Source organism: Halalkalibacter flavus (genome assembly GCF_036663575.1).
In the GTDB taxonomy this organism is placed as follows: domain Bacteria; phylum Bacillota; class Bacilli; order Bacillales; family Bacillaceae_D; genus Halalkalibacter; species Halalkalibacter flavus.
On record NZ_JAWRVK010000006.1, the window covers coordinates 51,078 to 72,951 of the forward strand.

The following is a 21,874-nucleotide window of genomic DNA, read 5'->3' on the forward strand; positions in this document are numbered from 1 at the left end:
CTACCATGAAAGCAAAACCACAATTACACGGTTTACCTTCGTATAAGCCAGGCAAACCTATAGAGGAAGTAAAAAGAGAATTAGGGTTAACGAAAGTTGTGAAGCTTGCTTCAAATGAAAATCCATATGGAGCTTCACCGAAAGCTGCAATAGCGATTCAAGAAGCAGCATCACAAACAGCGATTTATCCAGACGGATATGCAGCAGTGATTAGAGAAAAGGTTGCAGCTAAAATTGGTGTTGATAGGAATCAACTTGTGTTTGGGAACGGTTCGGACGAAGTTATTCAATTTTTATGTCGTGCATTTTTATCCCCTGAAACAAATACCGTCACAGCGGATCCTACGTTTTCGCAGTACAAGCTAAACGCAACGATCGAAGGTGCTGAAGTTCGAGAAGTGCCGTCTGTTGATGGTGTTCATGATTTGGATGCAATGTTAGATGCGATAGATGAAAATACTCGAATTGTTTGGGTGTGTAACCCTAATAATCCTTCAGGTACATATGTTGATGAAAAAGCATTTGTAAGCTTTTTAGAGCGTGTCCCTTCACATGTTCTTGTTGTTTCAGACGAAGCTTATTATGAATATGTTACGGCTAGTGACTACCCAGAAACTTTACCGTTATTGAAAAAGTACGATAATTTAATGGTGTTACGTACGTTTTCAAAGGCATACGGTTTAGCCGCATTACGAATAGGTTATGGAGTCGCTAATCCAGCGCTTATCTCTCTCATTGACCCTGTAAGACCGCCATTTAACAATACGACTTTTGCTCATGCAGCAGCTGTTGCCGCGCTTGAAGATGATGCATTTATCTCAACATGTGTTGAAAAGAATACAGAGGCTCTGAAGCAGTTTGAGCAGTTTTGCAAACAGTACGCTTTAAAATATTACCCATCGCAAACGAATTTTATCTTAATTGATTTTAATCGACCGGGTGATGAGATCTTTGACTTCTTACTAAAGAAAGGGTTCATCGTTCGATCAGGACAGGCACTTGGTTTCCCAACTTGCGTCCGGATTACTATTGGAACCGAAGAAGAGAATAAAGAATTGTTCGCTGTTTTAGAAGAAATGTTAGCTTCAAAACCAGTCGGACAATAAGAAGTTGAAGGAAAATCGTCTTTCATGATTTATGAGGGCACTGAAAAAGGCGTTTTTCTTTTTCAGTGCCCTCGAAGCAATGTGGCGAGCCGTTGCTATTAGTTTTGAGAAGTGTCTCATACCTAAAATGCTATAAGCGGCTTTCTCAAAGCGGGCCGTCGCGGCTTATTCGAGGAATTGAAAAAGGATGGGTTGTACCTTTTTTGAGTGACTTTGTAATGAAGGGCGTGTTTTCTTAACACAGGGAAGGGAGCACAGCATGAAGCGAACGGTATTTGTCGTAGGACTTGGACTCATTGGTGGTTCTATCGCGCTTGCAATAAGAAAGGAACACGATGTTCATATTCGGGGCTACGATATTTCAGGAGAACAGTTAAAAGTAGCGTTATCATTAAAAGTTATTGATGAAGCGGCCACTTCATTAAGAGAAGGGGTTGAGGGAGCGGACTTAATTATTTTCGCTACACCGGTTTTAAAAACAGAGCAGTTAGTAGAAGAGATTGCACATTTTTCATTAAAAACGGGAGCGATTGTTACCGATGTTGGAAGCACGAAAGTACGTATTGTCGGAAAAGCTAAACATCTTCAGGATAAAAACGTGACGTTTATCGGTGGTCACCCAATGGCCGGTTCCCATAAAAGTGGTGTAGAGGCAGCTAGATCCCATTTATTTGAGAACGCCTTTTATATTTTAACGCCAGCAGAAGGAACCGATGTTCGTGCCGTCATTCAATTACAAAATTGGTTGAAAGGAACGAAAGCAACTTTTATAGAATTATCAGCTGAGCAGCATGATCGTTTAGCTGGAGCTATTAGTCATTTCCCTCACGTTATCGCTGCGAGTCTCGTCCATCAAATTGCCAAGATTGAAGGGGAAGATCCGCTTGTTTCGCGGTTAGCTGCCGGAGGTTTTAGGGATATTACACGTATTGCTTCATCCAATCCTACGATGTGGAGAGATATCCTATTACATAATAAGGATAGTTTATTGCAGTTGCTTGAAGGTTGGACTCGTGAAATGGAATGTGTGAAGGCATTGATTGAAGAAGAAAGTGGAGAAGCTATATTTACATATTTTCAAGAAGCAAAAGATTTTAGAGATGGACTACCAGTTCGAAAAAAAGGTGCGATCCCATCATTTTATGATTTATTTGTTGATGTACCTGACCACCCTGGTGTTATTTCTGATGTTACAGGGATACTAGCGCAGCATCAAATAAGTTTAACGAATATTCGTATTTTAGAAACGCGTGAAGATATTATGGGGGTTCTAAGGCTAAGTTTTCGATCTGAAGAAGATCGTGAGCGAGCTCAAATACATCTTCAACAAGAGATGTATGAAACGTACATTTTATAAATGGTGAAAATTTGAAGATTTTTTAGGAGGAATATGATGAGTACTGCTATTGTGAAACATTCACATGTAGGGTTAAATGGAACCATTCAAGTCCCTGGGGATAAGTCGATCTCCCATCGTGCTGTTATGTTTGGGGCGATTGCTGAAGGAACAACAACAGTAGAAGGTTTTTTGCCAGGAGAAGATTGTTTAAGTACGATCTCTTGCTTTCGTAAGTTAGGAGTTTCTATTAAGCAGCAAGGAGAAAAAGTTACGATTGAAGGGAAAGGCTGGGATGGACTTATAGAACCAAGTGAAATACTTGATGTAGGTAATTCTGGAACAACAACGCGGCTCATGCTAGGTATTTTAGCAACTCGTCCATTCCATTCAGTTATTATTGGAGACGATTCTATAGCAAAACGTCCAATGGCCCGTGTTACCGACCCATTACGTGAAATGGGTTCTGTTATTGATGGACGTCAAAAGGGGAACTTCACACCGCTTTCTATTCGAGGAGGGGTTACAAAAGGAATCCAGTATCAATCAAAAGTTGCAAGTGCTCAGGTGAAATCAGCTATATTATTGGCTGGATTACAAAGTGAAGGTGTTACATCCGTAACTGAACCTGCCTTATCTCGAGATCATACGGAAAGAATGCTTGAGGCTTATGGAGTTCATGTGAAGCGCGATGGATTAACGGTCTCAGTTGAAGGAGGTCAAACGTTAAAAGCTCAACACATCGTTGTACCTGGTGATATTTCATCTGCAGCATTTTTCTTAGTTGCTGCTGCGATTGTTCCAAACAGTAATATTACGATTGAAGGTGTGGGGATGAATCCGACACGCTCGGGTATTATTGATGTGTTAGAGCAAATGGGAGCAAGCATGACGGTTCAGAACGAAAGAGTTGTTGGTGGTGAACCAATTGCTGATATCACAATTTCTACATCATCATTAAAAGGAATCGAAATTGGGGGAGACCTTATCCCAAGATTAATTGATGAAATTCCTGTTATTGCTGTATTAGCAACCCAAGCAGAAGGGAAAACAGTGATCCGTGATGCGGAAGAGTTAAAAGTAAAAGAAACCAATCGAATCGACACGGTCGTTAGTGAACTAACAAAGTTAGGCGCAAAGATTCAGGCGACTGATGATGGAATGATTATCGAAGGTCCAAGCTCATTGAACGGTGCATCCGTAAGTAGTTTCGGTGATCACCGAATTGGAATGGCTTTAGCTGTTGCAGGTCTTATCACCGATGGAGATGTTGAAATAAATCGTAGTGATTCAATCGCCGTTTCGTACCCGAACTTTTTTGATCATATTAAACATCTTCAGCAAGGTAAGTAGTTAGGCCTTAATTTAGTATAACGATCGAATGGCGTATGGTCCCACCATACGCCATTTTATGTTGATTCATGTTTTCTGGTTTAGAAGAGGTTGTAGAAAGACAGGAGAAGAGCGAGGAAAAGTGAGTCAAAAGAGAGGTGAAAGACAAAACAGCATGAGAAGAGCAAGGAAAAGTGCATCATTAAAATATATCGAAGTACAAGGCTTCAAAAAAGCAAAAAAAATCCTCATCCGAAAACGTAAGCGTTTTCAAAATGAGGTCTTAGCAAGATGCTAAAAATTGTATGGATAGGAGTGGAGAGAAACCATACGCTTACTATTTATTATATACAGAAATAAATCAATGTCAATACAAAATTAAAAAATTCTGACATTCAAATATAAAAGAAAAAAGAACTGTTGCAGTTCTCTTTTTTCATTTTCCGTCATAGCTTGTCTATAACTAGTCGTTGTAGGAGGTATGGTGATGTATTTATTAGACAAGGTTACAAAAATTGATGAAGAACGAAATCAAATACGGTCTTATTTAATAGAAGACGGCCAAATTAATTATGTCACATCTTCTTTTGATAAATGGAACAAAAAAAGGGTATCCATGTCAGGGATTTTGATGACAAATGGTCGTATTATGTATGATGACGAACTTCTTGCCTCCAAAGATTTCCAAGGGTTTCAAGATAGACAGAGCTATCTTATTAAAAAAGGATGCACGGGAGTGGCTGTTGCTCCTAGTGTACAATATGAACGAGAGATTGAAGCGGTTTTTAAACGAGCCAAACACGCAATGGCAAGTAGCACATTAGACTATGTTGTTGGCATGACTATTCCCATTTCATTATTGCGTCCAGCAGTCCTTCGAGTGTTTCAACAGTTCCGAATTCCATTTGTAAGAGTGGAATTTCAGTCATTTCAACAGTTAACAACCATACCTTGGACACATATATCCCAGACATTGTTAACCTATCCAACTGTGCTTATTCCGGTTATAGCTCCTTCATCAGATCGATTAGAAGCCGCATTGTTAAAGGAATGGATGGTTTATTGTTCGGACTTTCAAATTCACACAACAGATCCATTAGAAGTGCTTGCATGTTGGAAGAAGCCGTTGTTGCAAAAAGTTGGGCTGTATCCAAACAAAGGTACAATGCTTCAAGGCAGTGATGCTGATTATCTATTATTTATTGATGAAAGAGAAGGTCAGGTTCATTCCATCGACCAAAAAGTTGCGCAAGGAGACGGGATTGTTTATTATAAAAAAGAACCTGTTGTAGTTGTTTTAAAAGGTGAAATTGTTAAAACGTATGAAACAATTTCACTAAAACCAGGCTACGGGCGTCTCATTGAAGTGATTCGGCCAGGAAGGTTCATGTCATTGCAAGATGTATCAGCTGATGTATATCAACAAGAAAATTATTCATGAAAAATTCTTTAGTGATTTACATTACCGTCATTCTTTGGATGATGGTTTCTTCTTTTTTAAAAGGGTATAAATTATAAATGTCGAAAGTATGTACGTAAGCTGGTAATTATAATGGGGGATATAAAATGAATGTATTTGAAAAGGCAATAAGTGCGATTGAAAGTGGAAGTGTAGAGCTCGGTTTAGAGCAATTAGCAAAACTTGAGAAAAATGCTGATCATCAATTAAAGCATGATATTGCTGAATTGTATCACGAATTAGGACACGTGGAGAAAGCGAAAAAAATAATTGATGAGTTGTTAATGTTATATCCTGATGAAGGAAGTCTTTATGCATTTGCAGCGGAACTATTAATTGATATGGACGAGGAAGACGAAGCCATTGAAATGTTGTTAGAAATTAAACAAGAGGATCCGGCTTTTTTGCAAGCACAGCTATTATTAGCTGATTTATATCAAATGCAATCTCTTGATGAAGTGGCAGAACAGAAGTTACTTTTAGCAGCACAGGCCGCTCCTAATGAGACGATTATTTCTTATGGGCTTGGGGAATTTTATTTAGAACGTGGGGACTACATAAAAAGCATTCCTTATTTAAAGAAAGCAGTGCACGGAAGCGAACGATTACCGAATGTCCATGTTGAACTACTATTAGCAGATGCATACAGTGCTAGCGGTCAATTTGAGGATGCGTTAAAATATTACGAAAGAGGGTTGAAAAATCATCTTGATCCTAATGCTCTTTTTGGCTACGGATTTACGGCTTTTCAGGTAGGGGATATGATTTTAGCTATCGAACAATTGGAAGCACTGATGGCTCTTGATCCTGATTACTCAAGCCTATATCCGTACTTGGCAAAAGCGTATGAAGCCGAAGGGAGGCTTGATGATGCATTTGAAACATTAGAGCGTGGTATGAAGATTGATGAATTTAATGAATCACTTTATATCCATGCAGGAAAATTGAGCTTCAAGAAACAGAACCCTGTTGAAGGTGAAACTCTCTTACGAAAAGTGATTGCTCTTAATCCATCAAATGTAGAAGCCGTCCAAACACTCGCTGCCTATCTTAAGCATACAGAATCATATGAGGAATTACTTGAACTCATGGAGCATATGCGCGAATATGGTGAAGAAGACTCACTCTACACTTGGTATGAAGCAACAGCTTTAAAAGAACAAGATGATTATGAGAAGGCAAATGAAAGGTACCGAGAAATTGAGGAAGTATACAAAGACGATGTAGACTTCTTAGAGGAATACGGGTATTTCTTACTTGAATTTGGAATGAGAGATCAAGCGATTTCAAATTTCAAAAAGGTAATTGAATATCAACCCGAAAGAGAAGATATTAGTGAATTACTTGAAAATTTATAGGAATTTCGATTTCTGAAAGGAAATTCAAAGAATTTAGCGAATACTAACATCATACAATCCATCAAATGAATAGTGATGAGTGAGAAGGATGTAAGGAGGGGTGAAGCGTGGGCAACATCATTCCAGTTGTAGATAAGAAGGAATTTCTAAAGACCTTTTTGCAACAGTTTGAATTAAAAAGGCGTGAATGTGCATGGCTGCTGAATTATTTAATGAGTGATGATGAGTTAATGGAAAGAGTGCATTTTGTTGAACAGGCTGCGCATACTCCAAAAGCGTTGATAATCTCAGCAAAAGGAGTAGACAGTATCCCGTTCTCTTTTCATAAAGAAAAGCACGTTACAACTGATGCAGAAAAAGCGTTCCATGATATTCGTTTAAATCAAACGGAGGACATTTATATCGAACTTCACTTTACTGGAGCTAGACAATACCCACCGTACCTAGTTGTTTTAGAAGACAACCCGCATATTCCCGAAAATTTAGAACTTGCAGTCGCTTTTCAGAAAGAGACGGAATGGATATTAGACCGTGCATTAAAGTCTTTTAAAAAGGAACGATTATTATCAGACATTGACCGTGCACTCGATGAACAGGATCAGGAACGATTTAAACATTTAGTGCTGGAACTTAAGCAATTAGAAGAAAGCTAAACAAAGATCTTTTTTAGTGGCTACGTTTTAGTAGAACTGACTCCGCACGTTACGTGTCTTCTATGAGAAACCCTCTCATAGAAGACTTTTTAGGTGAGAGACACTTCTCGCATTAAAGGGATCGGTTCCACACGTTGCCTAGAGGGCACTAAAAAGGTTTAAAACGACCAAAATCCGTGCCTTTTAATAACTTTAATTTTCGCATACAGTAAGGTACTATATACTGTAGAATGTAAAAAAGTAAACTTAACAAATTGTGTGTTGAGCGTGGAAGGTGTGTACATATGAAATGGCAAGCAACTGAAATGGATACATATTTACAAGCAAAAGAATACGTTGATACAGCGATTATTCCGCTTATACCGTTATCCTGGCAAAAAGAAGTAAAACAAACGGTAGCGATGGGCGAGTTTATTTCCATTATCACAGGTGAAGTAGAAAAGCAATTTCATGGCAGAGTTGTTCAATTCCCATCATTTACTTATTTGAAATCAGAGAAGTTTGACAAACGTCTTGAGAGACTATTTGAGTGGCAAGAAGAATTGCGAGCGGGAGGGATCAACCATATTGTATACTTGACTTCCGACGGTGAGTGGAAAACGGTCGAAGGAGAATTAGATGGGATGTTATTGTGGATGCCAACGATTCCTCTTGAACATATGGATGTGACTTATAAGAAAGATGTTATTAGTGATCAAATGAAGCAACTTATTCCGATTTTAACGAATCAGTGGCAAAATAAGTAAGCTAATTTCTTTCGTCTTTATGTAACAATGGTTCGGGGTTATCCAAAAGGTTAAATCTACCTTTGGATAACCTTTTTTTGATTTTTTTATAGACAAGTTTTGATAAAAAATCATAATCTGCTATGATAGTCAATGATGCTTTTCACACATATACCCATAAAATTATGCCGAATTTGTGCCAGAATGCGGAAAATGTTGCGTATTCATTCATGTTGTATTATCATGGGTATGTCCTAGTATAATATGTGCTTAATTTGTGCCCATTTTTGGGTTTACCTTATTGTGTAAGGGGGGAAAACGAGTGAGTGAAAAAGACCACAGAGTTTCACGAAGACAATTTTTAACATACACACTTACAGGTGTTGGTGGCTTCATGGCAGCAGGAATGTTAATGCCAATGGCTCGATTTGCGCTTGATCCTGCGCTAAAGGCTGGTGCGGAGTCAGATCTGATTTATGTATGTGATGTGGACGAACTAACTGAAGAGCCACAAAAATTCAGATTCTCATTTGAGCAAGTTGATGCATGGTATGAATCTGAAGTAACTCGTGAAGCGTACATCTACATTCGTGATAACACAGTAACAGCTTTATCACCGACATGTACGCATTTAGGTTGTACGGTAGCGTATGGAACGCAAGAGCCGGATGAATTCTATTGTCCATGTCATTTCGGAAGATTTGACTCAGATGGGATTAACCTTCCAGGTACACCTCCACAACGTCCGCTAGACGCTTATGATGTCGTAGTGGAAGATGGAAAAGTATACTTAGGTCAAATTAATCAGCGAACATAAGGAGGGGCGTAATCGATGCTTCAAAAAATTTACGACTACGTTGATGAGCGTCTCGATATTACGCCAATGTGGCGCGATATTGCCGATCATGAAGTACCAGAGCATGTTAACCCGGCTCACCACTTCTCTGCGTTCGTGTACTGTTTCGGAGGATTAACATTCTTTATTACAGTCATTCAGATTTTGTCTGGAATGTTCTTAACAATGTATTACGTACCAGATATTGTCAACGCTTATCAATCAGTAGCATACTTACAAAATGAAGTCGCTTTCGGTGTGATTGTTCGTGGTATGCACCACTGGGGCGCAAGTTTAGTTATTGTTATGATGTTTCTACACACATTGCGTGTCTTCTTTACGGGATCGTACAAGAAGCCTCGTGAATTAAACTGGGTAGTTGGTGTCCTTATTTTCTTTGTTATGCTTGCATTAGGAGTAACGGGTTACTTATTACCTTGGGATATGAAGGCATACTTCGCAACAGCGGTTGTACTTCAAATTGCTGAAAGTGTACCGATTGTTGGTGGATTTACAAAAACGTTGCTTGCCGGCGGTGAAATTATTGGTGCTGCTACACTTGCTCGTTTCTTTGCAATCCATGTCTTCTTCTTACCAGCAGCATTGCTTGGTTTACTTGCGGCTCACTTCTATATGATCCGTAAACAAGGTATTTCTGGACCTTTGTAAGATTTACTAACTTACTACTATGCTTAAAAAGCTGACAATTGAAAAGGAGGGAACGAGATGGAACGTGGTAAAGGGATGAAGTTTGTCGGTGACTCTCGTGTCAAGGCAAACAATCGCAAACCCAATATTCCAAAGGATTACTCGGAATATCCAGGTAAGACAGAAGCGTTCTGGCCGAACTTCCTACTGAAAGAGTGGATGGTTGGTGCGGTATTTTTAATGGGTTACCTTCTCATTACGGTTGCTCACCCAGCACCGCTTGAGCGTATGGCTGACCCTACTGACGCTGGATATATTCCATTACCTGACTGGTACTTCTTATTCTTGTATCAGTTACTTAAATATCAATATGCATCAGGTGACTTTAATGTCATTGGTACAATCGTATTTCCAGGACTTGCATTCGGTGCACTTTTACTTGCTCCTTGGTTAGATACAGGGAAAGAGCGTCGCCCGTTTAGACGCCCGATTGCATCAAGTATGATGATACTTGGTTTTATTTCTGTATTTTACTTAACTTGGGAGTCAGTTGACCAGCATGACTGGGAAGCTGCTGCTGAGCAAGGTGCAATCGTAGAAGAAGCGGACATCAATACAGACGCAGAAGGTTATGCTATTTACTCTGCACATGCTTCTTGTATTGGCTGTCACGGCGATACGATGACTGGTGGAGCTGGTGGCCCATCACTTCTAGATACAGAAAAATCTCCTGAAGAAGTAATGGAAGTTATTACTAACGGTATTGGCGCGATGCCTGCTGGATTATTCGAAGGAACAGACGAAGAGCTTGAAATTCTTGCTGAATACATTGCAGCTCACGGTCAACCTGAAGATGAATAAAAGAAAAAGCTGACTGTAACAGTCAGCTTTTCTTATATCAAAATTTACATAAAAAGGTAGGAACGCTATGGGAAAACAATTGCTTGAACGATTTGGTCAAAAATGGGTGATCATATTGTTGTTGCTTATTAATGTTCCTGGAACGATTTACGGTTATATATGGTATCAAGGTCAACTAGCAATGACGCCATCACATTTTTTGTTGTTTGTTCCTGATAGTCCAACGGCAAGTTTATTTTTTGTATTTGTTTTAATGGCGTTTTTAATGGGAAGAAATTGGCCGGTTATTGAAGCGTTAGCTGCGGTAACACTTATTAAATATGGCATTTGGGCGGTTGTTATGAATGTTGCCGCAGGATGGGCAGGGGATACGCTTGATTGGAAAAATTATATGTTGATATTTTCTCATGCGGGGATGGCGTTACAAGCAGTATTATATGCTCCTTATTTTAGGATCAAGCCACTTCACCTTGTTATCGCAGCTTTATGGACACTACATAACGATATCATCGATTATGTCTTTATGATGCACCCATGGGTGTCAGCTCGGCTCATGCCTGACATCGACTTGATTGGGTACTTTACCTTTTGGCTTAGTATCTTTTCAATTGCGGTTGTTTACTTACTAAGCGTCAGAAATAATCGATTAAAATTAGAAATTCAATGAGGGTTTGTCTCTCTTTCTTGGTCTACTCTTGTCCATTCTTTCATAGGATGTTATGAGAAGAAGGAGGGACAAACATGCGTCAAGTAATCATGGCAATGGTTGCCGCACTCGTTTTAAGTTTTCCGATGAGTATTGAAGCAGATGAATCGACATCGCTACATACATGGAAAGAGCTAAATCACACATCAGACCAAATCCTTCAGTTAGTCAAACGAGAACAATTTGAAGAAGCTAAGCAATTGTTGGATTATTTTTCAGTCACTTTCTTAGACGTTGACTTTCAACAGGAAGGAATAACGATGACTGCGTTACGAACAGTTACAGGCTCGTTTGAGGGAGCAGTTGAAGCTGTTACAGCTACAAATATGTCTATAGATCAACGAATCTATAGAGTAACAGCCTTTCGTCTAGCTGTTGATGCTTTGTCAAGTGAGCACCATCCACTTTGGCTGCACACTGAAAAGTCGGTTATGCAATCGTTAGCTACTATGAAAGAAACGGCTAAAGACGGAGATAACCAAGCATATCAACACCGTTTCAATGAATTTTTACGTCATTACGATATGATTCGCCCAGCTTTATTCATAAGTATTGAACCGCAAGAGTTGCAAAAAATTGATTCTCAAGTAACGTTTCTCGAACGTATGAGATCGGAAAGTCTGGATAAAGATAAAGTGGTCTCTCATATTGAAGTAATGGAAGCGGAGTGGACGAATCTGTATAATAGAGTGAAAGAAGATAGTGCAGACCCGTCCCTATGGTGGGTTATGTTCACCATTGGCGGGATGATTACAATGTCCCTATCATATGTAGGTTATAAAAAATACAAAGCAGAGAAACAAAAAGTTCGTGTGAAAGAATAAGGTTGTGACAAAATTGTGAGAACTGCTTGAAAACACTGTAATGATAGGGTTTTTGTTTGACTTTGTTTGATGTTCAATTTAAAATATTAGATAAGATCTTACAACAGAGGTGGTACATTCGATGGGTTTTATCGTTTATTTTATTCTTCTTCTCATTATCCCAATTTGGGCACAAATGAGAGTGAAGGGTGCGTACAAAAAGTACTCACAAGTTCATGCTTCTTCTGGTATGACAGGAGCGCAAGTCGCAAGAAAAATTTTGGATGATAACGGTTTGTATGACGTTCGTGTAGAAGAAACAAAAGGGATGTTAACGGATCATTACGACCCTCGTTCAAAAGTAGTGCGCTTATCTACTGACAACTATTTTGGAACATCTGTTGCAGGTGCGGCAGTAGCGGCTCACGAAGTCGGCCACGCAATTCAAGATGCAGAAAACTATGCGTTTTTACGTTTTCGTCACGCCCTCGTTCCTGTAGCTAGTTTTGGTTCAAATGCATCGTTCTTTTTAATTTTGGCAGGGATCTTGTTAGGTGCTTCTAACTTTATTCTGCTAGGTATCTTTGCAATGGCTGCGGCTGTGTTATTCCAATTAGTTACATTGCCAGTTGAATTCAATGCTTCAAGCCGCGCGATGGATCAGATTGTCTCAACCGGAGTAATTCGTAATGACGAAGAGCGTGATACACGCAAAGTATTAAATGCTGCAGCATTAACATATGTTGCCGGAGCTCTAGTAGCATTACTTGAACTTGTTCGATTCATCTTAATGTACATTGGTATGAATAATGATGATTAAAAAGCTTGGAGCATGTGCTCCAAGCTTTTTTCTATAGGGGGTGTCTCAAAAGATCTGTTTTTGACCTTTTGAGACACCCCCGAAGCAATGAGCGAAGTCGCTACATCTTTTAAAAGCCTTGAGAGGAGTGGGTTACACACTCACGGCACGTAGCGAACGGAGCCATTGCCTCCTCTGTTCCGGACTTTTGGGACAGTCCCTTTTTCTATAGATGTAGTGGTTTCTTATTTTCATCAAGTGTAAACCCTTCTCCAATGACGTCTTGAACATCATTAACTGTAACAAATGCATGTGGGTCAATTCGTTCGACTAAGGTTTTCAGGCGAATTAACTCGTTCCTACCAACAACACAATAGAGAATCTCTTTGTCTGTTCCCGTGAAACTTCCTTTCCCTTTCAGGATCGTCGCCCCACGGTCCATCTCATTCATTATCGCTTGAGCAATGTCTGGAACCTTATCAGATATAATATGGGAAGCTTTTGCAGAGTAAGCACCCTGTTGGATAAAATCGATCACTTTTGCTGCAACGAAAACAGCTAACAGTGTATACATAGCTTCACGATAATTTAAATAAATCAAAGACGTAGCAATAACGAGTGCGTCAAACATAAACATCGTTTTTCCCATACTCCAGCCCACATATTTGAATCCTAATTTTGCAATAATATCAACTCCACCCGTCGTACCTCCATACTTAAAAACAATACCAAGGCCAACACCGATAAAGACACCGGCAAATAAAGCGGCAAGTGTCATATCATCATGCAATGGGATATTGATCAAAGTGTAACGTTGGAAGATTTCAAGAAAGATTGAAACACCTACAGTTCCGATAATCGTATAAACAAAGGTTACCTTTCCAAGGATTTTCCAACCTATGAAAAAGAGAGGAATGTTCAGAACAAGGTTTGATATGGCTGGATTAACGAGAAACATAAAGTAGAGGATTAGTGTAATCCCGGTAAACCCACCATCAGCTAAATTGTTTTCCATATTAAAATAAACGAGACCAAAAGACAGGATAGCTGAACCTAATAAAATAAAAAGTATATTTTTGATATGAACCTTATAAGCCATTTTGTCCTCCTTATGATAAAATACAATTGTTGGAGTAAGGTCTTCTTCTGTTTAGGTTGCCCAAAAAAGAGGGTACTGTTTTACATAATCGACATTTTGCTGAAGGCAGCCGTCTCCGAACAATACGAATATTATATAAAAATTGGCATTTATCGGCAAATCATTGTTTTTTATTTGTCAAATTGGGAACAATTCGCTAACATGGATTGATAGGATGTGAGGTGAAGTCTAGTTGAATGAAAAGTCAATGAAGCAAATGCAAGACGAAGTTGATCAGTACATAGGGCAATTTAAAGAAGGATATTTTAGTCCTTTAGCTATGCTAGCTAGAATGAGTGAAGAAGTAGGGGAATTAGCAAGAGAAGTGAATCATTACTACGGAGAAAAACCGAAAAAGGCAACGGAAGAAGACCGAACTATGGAACAAGAAATGGGTGATATTCTGTTTGTCTTAATCTGTTTTGCTAATTCATTACATATTGATTTAGAAGAAGCTTTTGATATCGTGATGAATAAATTTGAATCACGTGATAAAGATCGTTGGACAAGAATAGAAGAAGAAGGTGTTTCAGATGAGTGAAGTTAAGATTGTCGTCGCGGGGCCGCGGGGAAACATGGGAAAAGAAGCAGTCAAAATGGTTACAAATACAGAAGCATTTACACTTATTGCTGCTGTAGATTCAAAACACGATGGAATGAAGCTAAGTGAATTAGATGGGTTTCACGGGATTGACGTACCTATCTACACAGATATGCAGCAATGCTTTGAGGAAAATGACATAGATGTCCTCATTGATTTAACTGCGCCTACGTTTGGGAAAAAACATATGCAAATTGCTTTTGAAAATGGTGTCCGCCCTGTAGTAGGAACAACAGGTTTTACAGAAGAGGACATAACTGAGCTTAGAACGACTGCTGAAGAAAAGGGAATCGGTGCTATCATTGCACCTAATTTTGCAATTGGCGCGATTTTAATGATGAAATTTTCACAAATGGCAGCAAAATATTTGCCAGATGTAGAAATCATAGAACGTCATCATGACCGTAAATTAGATGCTCCTTCAGGAACTGCTGTCAAAACAGCTCAACTTATTTCAGAAGCGAGGGAGCAAAAAGCTCAAGGTCATCCAGATGAAACAGAAGAATTGGCTGGTGCACGCGGGGCAGATTTTGAGGGAATGAGAATTCATAGTGTCCGTTTGCCTGGGCTTGTCGCTCATCAAGAAGTGATCTTTGGGGGTGTCGGTCAAACGTTAACCATTCGTCATGACTCCATTGACCGTGCATCATTTATGCCTGGAGTAAAATTAGCTGTTGATGCTGTCCTTCAAATTGATACGTTAGTCTATGGATTAGAACATATTGTTGAATAACAATCTAATTACGTAAAAGGGGAGAAATACGGATGAGAATTGCACTTATAGCCCATGACAAGAAAAAAGAAGAAATGGTTCAATTTGCAACTGCATATGAGCACATTTTAGCTAAACATGAATTGTTTGGAACAGGTACAACGGGGACTCGTATTATGGAAGCAACTGAATTATTTGTCACACGTTTTAAATCAGGGCCTCTTGGAGGAGACCAGCAAATAGGAGCTCTCGTAGCAGAGAATAAGTTTGATTTGATTTTGTTTTTCCGCGATCCATTAACAGCACAGCCCCATGAGCCTGATGTAACGGCATTAATTCGCTTATGTGATGTTCGAAATGTTCCGCTTGCAACCAATATCGGTACAGCTGAAGTACTTATTAAAGGTTTAGACCGTGGTGACTTTGCTTGGCGTGAAGCTGATAAGGATGAATATAATGGATAGGCTAGACATTCTTGCCTTTGGTGCCCATCCCGATGATGTTGAAATCGGGATGGGTGCAACTTTAGCTAAATATGCAAGAGAGGGCTATAAAGTAGGTATTTGTGACTTAACAAAGGCCGAGTATTCATCAAATGGGACGGTTGAACAAAGGCAAGAAGAGGCAAAGGCTGCAGCGAAAATTTTAAACCTTACTAGCCGCATACAACTTACTCTTAGCGATCGAGGTTTGAGAAACGTTAGCGAAGACCAACTTTCCGATATTGTTTCTGTCATCCGTAAGTATAGGCCGTCAATTGTGTTTACACCTTATCATGTGGATCGCCATCCAGACCATGGTGCCTGTACGGAGATTGTAAAAGAGGCTGTCTTTAATGCTGGAATAAAGCGATATAAGTGTAAGGATAAATTAGAAGCCTTTCGTCCTGATGATGTGTATTTTTATTTTATTAATGGATATGAGCATCCTGATTTTGTCGTAGATGTCTCTCAATTTTTCGAAACAAAAATGCAAGCGCTACAAGCATATAAAAGTCAATTTATCAAAATGTCAGATTCTGTAGAAACTCCGTTAACGAATGGATACATACCTGTTGTTGAAGCAAGAGACCGTTTATTCGGAAAAGAAGCTGGGGTTACTTATGCAGAAGGGTTTAAAACAACTAAACCAATAGTCATATCGAACTTACTTGAAGGAAGGAACGGCATTTATGAGTCTTAAAATAGGAATCAGTTGTTACCCAACGGTTGGTGGGTCTGGGGTTATTGCAACTGAACTCGGAAAACTACTCGCAGAACGAGGTCATGAAGTTCATTTCATTACTTCTAGTGTTCCGTTTCGCTTAGATCGTGTTTATCCAAACATTTACTATCATGAAGTCGAAGTGAATCAATACTCTGTTTTCCAATATCCACCGTATGATTTAACACTTGCTAGCAAAATGGCCGAAGTAGTAAAACGACAAAAACTAGATATTATCCACGTCCATTATGCAGTACCGCATGCGATCTGTGCGATTTTAGCAAAGCAAATGGTTGATCATGATGTGAAGATTATGACAACTCTACATGGCACGGATATAACTGTACTTGGGTACGATCCATCTTTAAAAGACATTATAAAGTTAGGGATTGAAAAATCAGATCTAGTTACAGCTGTGTCTGATGATTTAGTGCAGCAGACCCGTGAACTTGTTTCAACGGATAAACCGATTGAGACCGTTTATAATTTTATCGATGAACGTGTCTATATGAAACAAGAGGTTGCTGACTTAAAGGAGCATTACCGACTGCAAGAGGATGAAAAGATCTTAATTCATATTTCTAATTTTCGACCAGTTAAACGAGTGTCAGATGTGATTAAAAGTTTTGCAAAAATATCTGCTAAAGTAAAATCAAAGCTGTTGTTAATAGGGAACGGCCCTGAACTTGCCGTTGCTAGACAGTTAACAAAACAATTACAAATAGAAGAGAAAGTGTTGTTTTTAGGAAATCAAAAGCATATTGCCGAGCTTCTTTCGATGAGTGACCTTATGCTTCTGTTAAGTGAGAAGGAGAGTTTTGGACTGGTTGCATTAGAAGCAATGGCTTGTGGCGTCCCTGTTATAGGGACAAGAACAGGAGGAATCCCGGAAGTAGTAGTTGATGGTGAAACAGGATATCTTTGCGAGATTGCTGATACAGATTGTGTAGCTGAGAAAGCTATTTCGCTTTTACAAGATGCTGCAAGCTATGAAGCATTTTCTTTACGTGGGATAGAAAGAGTGAAAACCATTTTTCATTCTCGAATCATTGTCTCAAGGTATGAGAAGCTTTATCAACAATTATTGCTAAATGAGTAATTCGGAAATGAGGAATTCGCTTTGGCAAGTGAATGGAAGAAAGCACGAGAAGTTCTACATATATTAAAAGGTAAAGGGTTTGACTCCTATATTGTCGGCGGTGCGGTCCGTGATTTACTATTAGATCGTAAATTAGCTGATATTGATATTGTTACGACAGCCACTCCTTATGAGGTGTCTAAGTGTTTTTTGAAAACCTATAGAATGAACAATCTGCACGAAACAGTGATCGTCAAATATAGAGGCGAACATTATGAAGTGACTACGATTAGAGGAAAGAAATTAGTCGAAGATGTAAAGTGCCGAGACCTTACGATAAATAGCTTGGCTATGGACTATGAAGGCAAACTGATTGATTTCGTCAGTGGACAGAATGATTTAGTACATAATGTTCTAAGGTCAATTGAACCATATGATCGCATGACCGAAGACCCACTTAGAATGCTGCGTGTCTTTCGTTTTGTAAGTGAGCTAGGGTTTGATGTAGATCTTGAACTAATGACTGTCATTACGGCTCAACATGACTTGTTGAAAAAGGTTGCTGTTGAACGAGTTATGAAGGAATGGATTAAGTTATTAAAAGGGAAACATCGTAATCAAGCTCTACGAATGATAAAGACGACACAGTTGTTCAAGTCAATTCCAGGACTAATGCTTACAGAACATGCATTAGAGCAATTAGCTCATTTTCGATCGTTAACACATTCCTCAGACACACTTTGTCTAACGGCATTCTGTCTTTGTTTAGATAAGGTTGATGAACCATTTTTGAGAAACCTTGCATTGTCAAACGAACAATCAAAAAAGATACGTGAACGACTAACTTATTATGAAAAACGAAACCATCAGCAATGGGGTCGGCTTGATCTTTATTATGCTTCAATCCAAGTAGCATGTGATGTTGAAACGTTACGGCTTTTAGGAAACAAAGAGAGTCAGTCTATTGATCAATTGCAAGAACTGTGGGAAGCACTACCGATTCGCCATAAATCAGAGCTTGCGATATCTGGAATAGATGTTATCCATTCATTAGAAAAGCCACAAGGACCTTGGGTGAAAGAAGCTCTTACGCTAGCAGAACAGTTAGTTGTTACTGGTCAATATCGTAATAACAAGGAAGATCTTTTGAACACTTTACTCGAGAGGAGGGATAAGCTTTGAAGGAAAAACTTCTTAAAATATTTGCCGAGCATCAAGGAGAGTTTGTTTCTGGCGAAATGATTAGTCAGCAATTAGGCTGTTCACGAACGGCGATATGGAAACATATTGATGAACTTAGAAAGAACGGTTATCAACTTGAATCAGCTCCTAGAAAAGGATATCGATTAGTTAGTAAAGGCGATGGAATCCATCCTCATGAAATTAAAGTGGGGTTATCCACAACACGATTAGGGCAAGAACTAACCTATTTTGATACGACAAACTCAACTCAATATACAGCCCATAAATTAGCACAGGAAGGTGCTCCCGAAGGCCATGTTGTTATTGCTAATGAACAAACAGCTGGAAAAGGGAGACTTGGTCGTGATTGGTATTCGAGAAAGGGCACGAGTGTATCTATGAGTATAATCCTGCGTCCGGATTTACCTCCGCAAAAAACTCCGCAGCTTACTTTGTTAACAGCTGTTGCCGTTGTTCGAGCGATTAAAAACATAACGGGGATTCAGTGTGATATAAAGTGGCCTAACGATATCCTTTTAAAAGGGAGAAAGCTCGTTGGGATATTAACTGAAATGCAAGCAGACCCTGATCGGGTACATTCGGTCATTATTGGCATTGGCATGAATGTTAATCAACGGTCAGCTGACTTCGATCCAGCGGTACGAGAGCTTGCGACATCTTTAGCGATTGAGAAAGACGAATCAGTCGATCGCGCTCTAGTTATTTCAGCGGTTCTAAATGAATTTGAGCAACTTTATGATTTGTATCTGAAAGAGGGATTTACAACAATAAGATCGCTGTGGGAAGCTTATTCGCTCAGTATAGGCACCTATATTTACGCCCGGACGATGCGTGAGGTTATTTATGGTTATGCCAAAGGAATAACGAATGACGGTGTTCTTCTTCTAGAAGACGAACAAGGTCAAGAACATAAAATTTATTCAGCTGATATTGAAATTGCTTCCCAACAAGAATAAAAATCTGTTATACTTTTTTAGGAATGGGCGGTATCCAATAGGAACTGCACCGATAAAGTACAATGATAGCGGGTCTGCCTTGATCCATAAGGACTAGGACAGAGGGGTTCATAACATAACGTCAGCAAACAGTTTGTGCCATGCAAATTGTTTTAGAATGCGTGTAAAAAGGGTCTGCCCTCCTGTCGATTGACACATAACTGTGTATTTGATTGGAGGATCAGCTCTTTTTTTATTTGACGTCATGAAGCCCTCCTCGTAAAAAAGGAGGAAAACAATATGAAAACAACAGCTAGTTTTATGAAGATGAAACAAATGAAAGAAAAAATTACGATGATGACTGCCTATGATGCACCAGCTGCACGTCTTGTAGAACAATCAGGAATGGATATGATCCTTGTTGGGGATTCTCTTGGAATGGTCGTTCTTGGTTATGATTCAACTGTACCAGTAACAATTGACGACATGGTCCTTCACACGAAGGCAGCAAGACGAGGAGCACAAAATACATTCATCGTTACAGATATGCCATTTTTGACGTATCACGCTAGTTTACAGGATACATTTACCCATGCGAAACGGTTACTCCAAGAAGGTGGTGCGAGTGCCGTTAAACTTGAGGGTGCAGGGCCAGTCATTGAAACAGTTGCGAAACTGACAGAAGCAGGCGTTCCTGTAATGGGCCATTTAGGATTGACTCCCCAATCGGTAGGTGTATTAGGTGGATATCGAGTGCAAGGGAAAGACCCTGAATCAGCAAGAAAACTGCTAGCAGATGCTAAAGCGTTAGAAGAGGCTGGTGCTTTTGCTATTGTCGTTGAATGTGTCCCTGAGCAAGTAGGTGAGATGTTGTCGGAAAAGTGCAATATTCCAATTATTGGGATCGGGGCCGGTGTTGATACGGATGGCCAAGTTCTTGTTTACCATGATATTCTTGGGTATGGGGATGTTCACGTACCTAAGTTTGTTAAGAACTATGCGAATGTATCACCAATAATTGAGCAGGCATTAAGGTCATATGTGCAAGAAGTTAAAGAACAGAAATTTCCTGCTAAAGAACATTCATTCACAATGAGTGAAGAGGCGCTATCAGGTTTGTACGGAGGCGTGAGCAAGTGAAAGTAGTTCAGACAATTGATGCTGTACGAGATGAAGTAATAGCTGCAAAACAAACTGGCTTATCAATCGGATTTGTTCCAACTATGGGTTACTTACATGAAGGTCATGTGAGTTTAATTGAAGCAGCAAGGAAAGACCATGATTTTGTTGTTTTGAGTATTTTTGTAAACCCACTTCAGTTTGGACCAAATGAAGATTTGGATCGGTATCCAAGGGATTTTCAAAGGGATGAGAAAATCGCCCAAAAAGCCGACGTAGATGTTATTTTTTATCCTTCTGTTCACGAAATGTATCCTACAAATATGCCAATGTCGATTCATGTTACAAGTGGTGTAGATGTTCTTTGTGGCGCGAGTCGACCTGGTCATTTTGACGGTGTCGCAACGGTTGTTATGAAGTTACTACAAATTGTACAACCGAACGAGGCTTATTTTGGACAAAAAGATGCGCAGCAACTAGCTATTATTATGAACATGGTTGAAGCATTTAATGTACCTGTAAACATCCGTGGATGTCCAACGGTTCGTGAAGAGGATGGTTTAGCAAAGAGTTCAAGAAATGTTTATTTAACGAAAGAGGAAAGAGCTGAAGCGCCGTTTCTTTATGAAGCTTTAAAGGCAGGAGCCAATTTGGTCCGCTCTGGTGAAACAAGTCATTCTTTCATTCGAGCTGAGCTAGAGAAGCGCCTTGAAACAGGATCTGGCAGGATTGATTATGTAGATATCCTTCATTACCCAAGTCTAGAACAATCGGAACAACTTAGTGGCAAAGTAATCCTTGCCGTTGCTTACTTCTATAAGAACGCGCGGTTAATTGATAATTATATAGTAGATATACAGGAGGGGGAAAAGTAAATGTATCGTACGATGATGAAGTCAAAAATTCACCGTGCACGTGTAACGGAATCAAACTTAAATTATGTAGGCAGTATTACGATTGATGAAGACATCATGGATGCAGTTGATATTTTAGAAAATGAAAAAGTGCAAATTGTAAATAATAACAATGGGCAAAGATTTGAAACGTATGTGATCAAAGGTCCACGAGGCAGCAATGTGTTTTGTTTAAATGGTGCTGCTGCAAGACTTGTTCATGAAGGAGATGTCATTATTGTCATTTCTTATGCACAAGTGGCAGAAGAGAAAGTAAAAGACCACGAGCCAAAAGTAGCAATTATGAATGAGAACAATCAAATTGTTCAAATGTTAGACAAGGAGCCAGCTTCTACCGTCTTATAATTCGA

25 protein-coding genes are annotated in these 21,874 nt (G+C 39.3%); 23 read left to right on the forward strand and 2 right to left on the reverse strand.

Going from position 1 to position 21,874, the window contains the following annotated elements; translation table 11 throughout:
- Positions 1-5: 5 nt before the first annotated feature.
- The 13 genes from hisC (at position 6) to SAY88_RS05875 (ending at position 12,642) form a co-directional block, all read left to right on the forward strand.
- Positions 6-1,106 carry a histidinol-phosphate transaminase gene (gene hisC, locus SAY88_RS05815; protein WP_332630116.1) on the forward strand — a complete coding sequence of 367 codons (1,101 nt, stop codon included), beginning with the start codon at positions 6-8 and terminating at the stop codon, positions 1,104-1,106.
- A 259-nt stretch (positions 1,107-1,365) separates the two neighbouring features.
- On the forward strand, positions 1,366-2,463 hold the full coding sequence (locus SAY88_RS05820) for a prephenate dehydrogenase (protein ID WP_332630118.1): 1,098 nt from the start codon (positions 1,366-1,368) through the stop codon (positions 2,461-2,463).
- Between the two features lie 36 nt (positions 2,464-2,499).
- The gene (aroA, locus tag SAY88_RS05825; protein ID WP_332630120.1) at positions 2,500-3,795 is read left to right on the forward strand and encodes a 3-phosphoshikimate 1-carboxyvinyltransferase; all 1,296 of its coding nucleotides are present in this window, start codon (positions 2,500-2,502) and stop codon (positions 3,793-3,795) included.
- A gap of 466 nt (positions 3,796-4,261) precedes the next feature.
- A complete protein-coding gene (locus tag SAY88_RS05830; protein ID WP_332630122.1) occupies positions 4,262-5,215 on the forward strand; it encodes a hypothetical protein in 954 nt (317 codons plus the stop codon).
- Positions 5,216-5,340: 125 nt separating this feature from the next.
- A complete protein-coding gene (locus SAY88_RS05835; RefSeq protein ID WP_332630124.1) occupies positions 5,341-6,591 on the forward strand; it encodes a tetratricopeptide repeat protein in 1,251 nt (416 codons plus the stop codon).
- A 107-nt stretch (positions 6,592-6,698) separates the two neighbouring features.
- The gene (locus tag SAY88_RS05840; protein ID WP_332630125.1) at positions 6,699-7,244 is read left to right on the forward strand and encodes a ReoY family proteolytic degradation factor; all 546 of its coding nucleotides are present in this window, start codon (positions 6,699-6,701) and stop codon (positions 7,242-7,244) included.
- Between the two features lie 284 nt (positions 7,245-7,528).
- Positions 7,529-7,990: a YpiF family protein gene (locus SAY88_RS05845; protein WP_332630126.1), complete on the forward strand. Its 462-nt coding sequence runs from the start codon at positions 7,529-7,531 to the stop codon at positions 7,988-7,990.
- 301 nt (positions 7,991-8,291) lie between these two features.
- Complete coding sequence (locus tag SAY88_RS05850; RefSeq protein WP_332630128.1) at positions 8,292-8,786, forward strand: Rieske (2Fe-2S) protein; 495 nt, start codon at positions 8,292-8,294, stop codon at positions 8,784-8,786.
- Between the two features lie 15 nt (positions 8,787-8,801).
- The gene (qcrB, locus tag SAY88_RS05855; protein ID WP_034628475.1) at positions 8,802-9,473 is read left to right on the forward strand and encodes a menaquinol-cytochrome c reductase cytochrome b subunit; all 672 of its coding nucleotides are present in this window, start codon (positions 8,802-8,804) and stop codon (positions 9,471-9,473) included.
- Positions 9,474-9,530: 57 nt separating this feature from the next.
- Positions 9,531-10,313 carry a menaquinol-cytochrome c reductase cytochrome b/c subunit gene (locus tag SAY88_RS05860; protein WP_332630131.1) on the forward strand — a complete coding sequence of 261 codons (783 nt, stop codon included), beginning with the start codon at positions 9,531-9,533 and terminating at the stop codon, positions 10,311-10,313.
- Between the two features lie 67 nt (positions 10,314-10,380).
- Positions 10,381-10,980, forward strand: coding sequence for a lipoprotein heptaprenylglyceryl N-acetyltransferase LhaT (gene lhaT / locus SAY88_RS05865; RefSeq protein WP_332630133.1), 600 nt, complete (start codon positions 10,381-10,383; stop codon positions 10,978-10,980).
- Positions 10,981-11,054: 74 nt separating this feature from the next.
- The gene (gene ypjB / locus SAY88_RS05870; protein ID WP_332630135.1) at positions 11,055-11,843 is read left to right on the forward strand and encodes a sporulation protein YpjB; all 789 of its coding nucleotides are present in this window, start codon (positions 11,055-11,057) and stop codon (positions 11,841-11,843) included.
- Between the two features lie 121 nt (positions 11,844-11,964).
- Positions 11,965-12,642, forward strand: a complete 678-nt coding sequence (locus SAY88_RS05875) for a zinc metallopeptidase (RefSeq protein WP_332630137.1) — start codon at positions 11,965-11,967, stop codon at positions 12,640-12,642.
- Positions 12,643-12,847: 205 nt separating this feature from the next.
- Here the strand turns inward: SAY88_RS05875 and SAY88_RS05880 are convergent, their stop codons facing one another.
- Positions 12,848-13,720 carry a YitT family protein gene (locus SAY88_RS05880; protein WP_332630139.1) on the reverse strand — a complete coding sequence of 291 codons (873 nt, stop codon included), beginning with the start codon at positions 13,718-13,720 and terminating at the stop codon, positions 12,848-12,850.
- Between the two features lie 247 nt (positions 13,721-13,967).
- Between SAY88_RS05880 and SAY88_RS05885 the strand changes: the two genes are divergently transcribed.
- From SAY88_RS05885 to SAY88_RS05915, 7 genes are read left to right on the forward strand one after another with little or no spacing between them, the layout of a single operon-like run.
- Positions 13,968-14,300: a nucleotide pyrophosphohydrolase gene (locus SAY88_RS05885; RefSeq protein WP_431308843.1), complete on the forward strand. Its 333-nt coding sequence runs from the start codon at positions 13,968-13,970 to the stop codon at positions 14,298-14,300.
- Positions 14,293-15,093, forward strand: coding sequence for a 4-hydroxy-tetrahydrodipicolinate reductase (dapB, locus tag SAY88_RS05890; RefSeq protein ID WP_332630143.1), 801 nt, complete (start codon positions 14,293-14,295; stop codon positions 15,091-15,093). Before SAY88_RS05885 ends, dapB begins: the two co-directional genes overlap by 8 nt.
- 32 nt (positions 15,094-15,125) lie before the next feature.
- Positions 15,126-15,536, forward strand: coding sequence for a methylglyoxal synthase (locus tag SAY88_RS05895; RefSeq protein ID WP_332630145.1), 411 nt, complete (start codon positions 15,126-15,128; stop codon positions 15,534-15,536).
- Entirely contained in the window at positions 15,529-16,254 is a 726-nt protein-coding gene (gene bshB1, locus SAY88_RS05900) for a bacillithiol biosynthesis deacetylase BshB1 (protein ID WP_332630147.1), read from the forward strand. The genes SAY88_RS05895 and bshB1 overlap by 8 nt, the downstream gene beginning before the upstream one ends.
- Positions 16,244-17,374, forward strand: a complete 1,131-nt coding sequence (gene bshA, locus SAY88_RS05905) for an N-acetyl-alpha-D-glucosaminyl L-malate synthase BshA (protein ID WP_332630148.1) — start codon at positions 16,244-16,246, stop codon at positions 17,372-17,374. Before bshB1 ends, bshA begins: the two co-directional genes overlap by 11 nt.
- A gap of 21 nt (positions 17,375-17,395) precedes the next feature.
- Positions 17,396-18,535, forward strand: a complete 1,140-nt coding sequence (locus SAY88_RS05910) for a CCA tRNA nucleotidyltransferase (protein ID WP_332630150.1) — start codon at positions 17,396-17,398, stop codon at positions 18,533-18,535.
- Positions 18,532-19,512 carry a biotin--[acetyl-CoA-carboxylase] ligase gene (locus SAY88_RS05915; RefSeq protein ID WP_332630152.1) on the forward strand — a complete coding sequence of 327 codons (981 nt, stop codon included), beginning with the start codon at positions 18,532-18,534 and terminating at the stop codon, positions 19,510-19,512. Before SAY88_RS05910 ends, SAY88_RS05915 begins: the two co-directional genes overlap by 4 nt.
- A 108-nt stretch (positions 19,513-19,620) precedes the next feature.
- Here SAY88_RS05915 and SAY88_RS05920 read toward each other — a convergent pair whose 3' ends face one another.
- The gene (locus SAY88_RS05920) at positions 19,621-19,758 is read right to left on the reverse strand and encodes a hypothetical protein (protein ID WP_332630153.1); all 138 of its coding nucleotides are present in this window, start codon (positions 19,756-19,758) and stop codon (positions 19,621-19,623) included.
- A gap of 33 nt (positions 19,759-19,791) precedes the next feature.
- Here SAY88_RS05920 and panB point away from each other — a divergent pair, with 33 nt between their 5' ends.
- Genes panB through panD form a run of 3 tightly spaced genes read left to right on the forward strand, consistent with a single transcriptional unit; the run spans position 19,792 to position 21,869 of the window.
- Complete coding sequence (gene panB / locus SAY88_RS05925) at positions 19,792-20,631, forward strand: 3-methyl-2-oxobutanoate hydroxymethyltransferase (protein ID WP_332630155.1); 840 nt, start codon at positions 19,792-19,794, stop codon at positions 20,629-20,631.
- A complete protein-coding gene (gene panC / locus SAY88_RS05930; protein ID WP_332630156.1) occupies positions 20,628-21,485 on the forward strand; it encodes a pantoate--beta-alanine ligase in 858 nt (285 codons plus the stop codon). The genes panB and panC overlap by 4 nt, the downstream gene beginning before the upstream one ends.
- Positions 21,486-21,869: an aspartate 1-decarboxylase gene (gene panD, locus SAY88_RS05935; RefSeq protein ID WP_332630158.1), complete on the forward strand. Its 384-nt coding sequence runs from the start codon at positions 21,486-21,488 to the stop codon at positions 21,867-21,869.
- Positions 21,870-21,874 lie beyond the last annotated feature (5 nt).